General features: G+C 40.8%; 3 protein-coding genes and 1 pseudogene. All 4 read right to left on the bottom strand.

The genetic code is table 11. The features are described 5' to 3' along the window. Nucleotides 1-397: 397 nt before the first annotated feature. Entirely contained in the window at nucleotides 398-913 is a 516-nt protein-coding gene (locus tag IQ229_RS21825) for a hypothetical protein (protein ID WP_194047325.1), read from the bottom strand. A gap of 51 nt (nucleotides 914-964) precedes the next feature. Then, nucleotides 965-1,558, bottom strand: a complete 594-nt coding sequence (locus IQ229_RS24310; RefSeq protein WP_228013641.1) for a hypothetical protein — start codon at nucleotides 1,556-1,558, stop codon at nucleotides 965-967. Nucleotides 1,559-1,672: 114 nt separating this feature from the next. Then, the gene (locus tag IQ229_RS21815) at nucleotides 1,673-2,611 is read right to left on the bottom strand and encodes a ParB/RepB/Spo0J family partition protein (protein ID WP_194047323.1); all 939 of its coding nucleotides are present in this window, start codon (nucleotides 2,609-2,611) and stop codon (nucleotides 1,673-1,675) included. Beyond that, nucleotides 2,604-2,921 (bottom strand): annotated as a pseudogene (locus tag IQ229_RS21810) (ParA family protein); the annotation flags it as partial. The gene IQ229_RS21815 and the pseudogene IQ229_RS21810, both read right to left, overlap by 8 nt.

Raw genomic sequence — 2,921 nt, 5'->3', positions numbered from 1 at the left:
ATATAGGGGTCAAAATGTCACCAAAGTCTTGAGCTATTGTTGGGGTATATATAGCCCCCATATAGCCCCCATCAGGATTTTTTGAAATCTTTTTACCAATGCAGCAAAAATTAATTTAGATCATCGTTGACTTTTTGATTTATACTTTACCGTCAATTTTTTGTTGAAAAGCAATTCAGTCTTGATGTCTAACTTATTGCTGACCAAGCCCTGTCGGGGCGGGGTATAGGGTGTAGTGAGAGAGAAAGCCTCAACAACCCTCTTTGTTACAAGCCCCGTTTTTAACTCATAATTCATTGGACTGGGTTTCAGAGCTACGACCAATGCCCGTATCTCCGAACCTGCAACCCTACTCACCACACCCGGATTTCTGACTAAGTAAGTAACGAGAGGGTTACTACTTGCTTACAGGTTCAGCTTTCTCTACTGAATTATCATTCACACCCAAAGTCAATTCCAAAGGAGTTCTTTGGGGGTAAGCTTTTACCACTTGTCGATAAACTTCATAGTTAGTAGGTAGCGTGTTCTGAGTATTACCCACTCCATAAGTCAGTTTGTACTTTACATTTTTGACCAATTCAGGTTTGCTTGCCTCTTCTTGAGATTTTTTGCGTTGTTCAACTTCATCAACACTTGGTCGCGGCGGTAAAGTAGGCCACCATAGCCCTTGGTCATCTGGGCCAATTACTTCTCCTGGTGGTTTTACTCCATTCCGATTCAGCACCGAAGTAGTAGCAAAGGTTTCAATGCGGGGTCGTGGTTCACTAGTTAGATCATTGGCATATTTAACTTGCCAGGTGTAACTGGTGAGTGCTGTAGCTTCATACCGTTCAGCAGTAGTAGTGCTGCAACTAGTTAGTGCCAGTGCCGTTAGTGCAGTTATTATTGAGGGTAAAAATCTCAGCTTTTGCATTATTGGTTGTAAATATCTTTCACCAATCACTTTTGATCTTGGTGTGTGCCATCATTGCTGCCAAGGTGAAGGAATCGCTGTTGTTGAAACCACCTGACCCGTTGTTAATCTAATCGCCGTCTGCTCACAATTAGGACATTGGACTTTCACCTGAATTAGTGAAGGATGACCTTTGTATTCTCCCATCACAGGCTCTCCAGTATATTCGCTAATTATTCCCTGTTGACAGTGATAGCACTCGAATATGACACGCCCCACTGAGGAGTTACAATCCAAAAACTGGATATGTTGACAGCGTTCTGGCGGTAACTCTTCTTCATCATCGTTCTTTGTCAATTGACCCTGTTGCTTAGGCTGTTGCGGTGATTTGGATCTTCTCTTGTCAGAAGAGGTACGTTCTGCTTTACTTTTCTCTAAATGTTGCGGTTTCTCAGCAGCGTTCGGCTTTGACCTTAAAGGAGATATCACCTCTGCTTGGGCTGGCTGCTCAACTGACGGCGGCTCATCAATGGGAGTAATGCCAAGCTGAGAGGTTGGCTGCTGTTTCTCTACTGCTTTATAAGCAACAAGGTCAAGCTTTGGGCTTTGGTCGTTGGGTTTTGGCTGTTGTTTAGGTAGCTTGGGCGATCGCTCTTTTGATTTCATCAGAACTTTCTTTCCTGAACTTTAGCAAATGAGTGTATTTTAACTAGCAGTTCACCTTTTAAACATTTTTACTAAGTCATAGATGAGTTTATGCCCTAAAGCGTATAGTTGCCACTATTCATCAGCTTTTCCTACCAACTCTTCTAGTTGAGAGAGTAATTTATCTAACTTCGCTCGTTTGTTGGGATCATTCCAAACAGATGTTTTTTTAAGTTGTTTTCCAATTTTAGAATACCTCTGAACATAGATTTTAGTAGGTGGATTGTCTTGTTCAATGACATTGAGTTCCTGGATTTTTTGCTTAATTTCTCTGAAACTCAAGTTTTGGGATACTGCTAGGTTGAGCAAGGTTTTTCGCTGTTCTGAATTTTTAACTTGTGCGATCGCTCTAGCCTTTGTAAACTCTATTTTACCTTCACGGAGTGCTGTCAAAATATCAATAGGCAGATTTAGCAATGGTAAACGACTGGTACGAAAGGATTCTGACGAAAATTTTCCTAACCCAGATAAGACCGATTCGATAACTTGAAGTTGGAGGAAAACGTTTTCCTCCAATTGTTGATGACGGTTTTTTGCGTGATTAGCACGATTCAATATAGAACTAACCTCTTCAGTGCTGATCTTGAGTTTGAGTGAAAGAAGCTCAAGAATTGCCTCCGTTTCTTCAATTGGGTTAAGATCCTCACGTTGGAGGTTTTCTATAAGAGCAATTTGGAGAGCTTGTTGATCATCTAAGTCTCTAAAAACGACAGGAAGCTCACTCAATCCAATTTCCTGGGCTGCTCGATATCGCCTTTCTCCAGCAACTAACTCATAAGTTCCATTTTTTAATGGACGAACTAGTAAAGGTTCTAGAATCCCATGTTCTTTAATTGATTGGACTAATTGAGATTGCTTGTCTGGAGCAAAGTAACGACGGGGTTGCTTGGCAAGAAGTTGAATTTGTTGAATAGATAATGTTTGAGAAGATTCGACACTTTTTGGATCAGTGATAAATTTTTGGGCAATGGAGGCAGAGAGTCCTTGAGTTAGCGATTGTCTTGGTTTATTCATTCAAAACCTCCAAGGATTTTTTGAATAATTGTTCAATTTCACGTCTAGCGATTCCGGCTGTTGATCCAGGTAAATCAAAGATAGTAGAATTTTGTCCATAGCAGTCGGCGATGATCTGTCGTTGATGAAGTACATTTTCTAAAACGGTGACATTTGGCATTAATTGAAGTACTTCTACTGCTTCATCTTTCAATTTAGTTCCTTTAACTGCGCGATTAACAAAAATTACGGCTTTAGGTTCTCCTCGCCGAATCCTTTGCGCTTGTTGAATCAAATGTACAGTATCAGAAGCACTTTCAAGGTCAATACC

This window comes from Nostoc cf. edaphicum LEGE 07299 (genome assembly GCF_015207245.1).
GTDB lineage: Bacteria > Cyanobacteriota > Cyanobacteriia > Cyanobacteriales > Nostocaceae > Nostoc > Nostoc edaphicum_B.
Note: the sequence above shows the minus strand (reverse complement) of the source record. Positions and strands in the feature narration are given on the sequence as shown.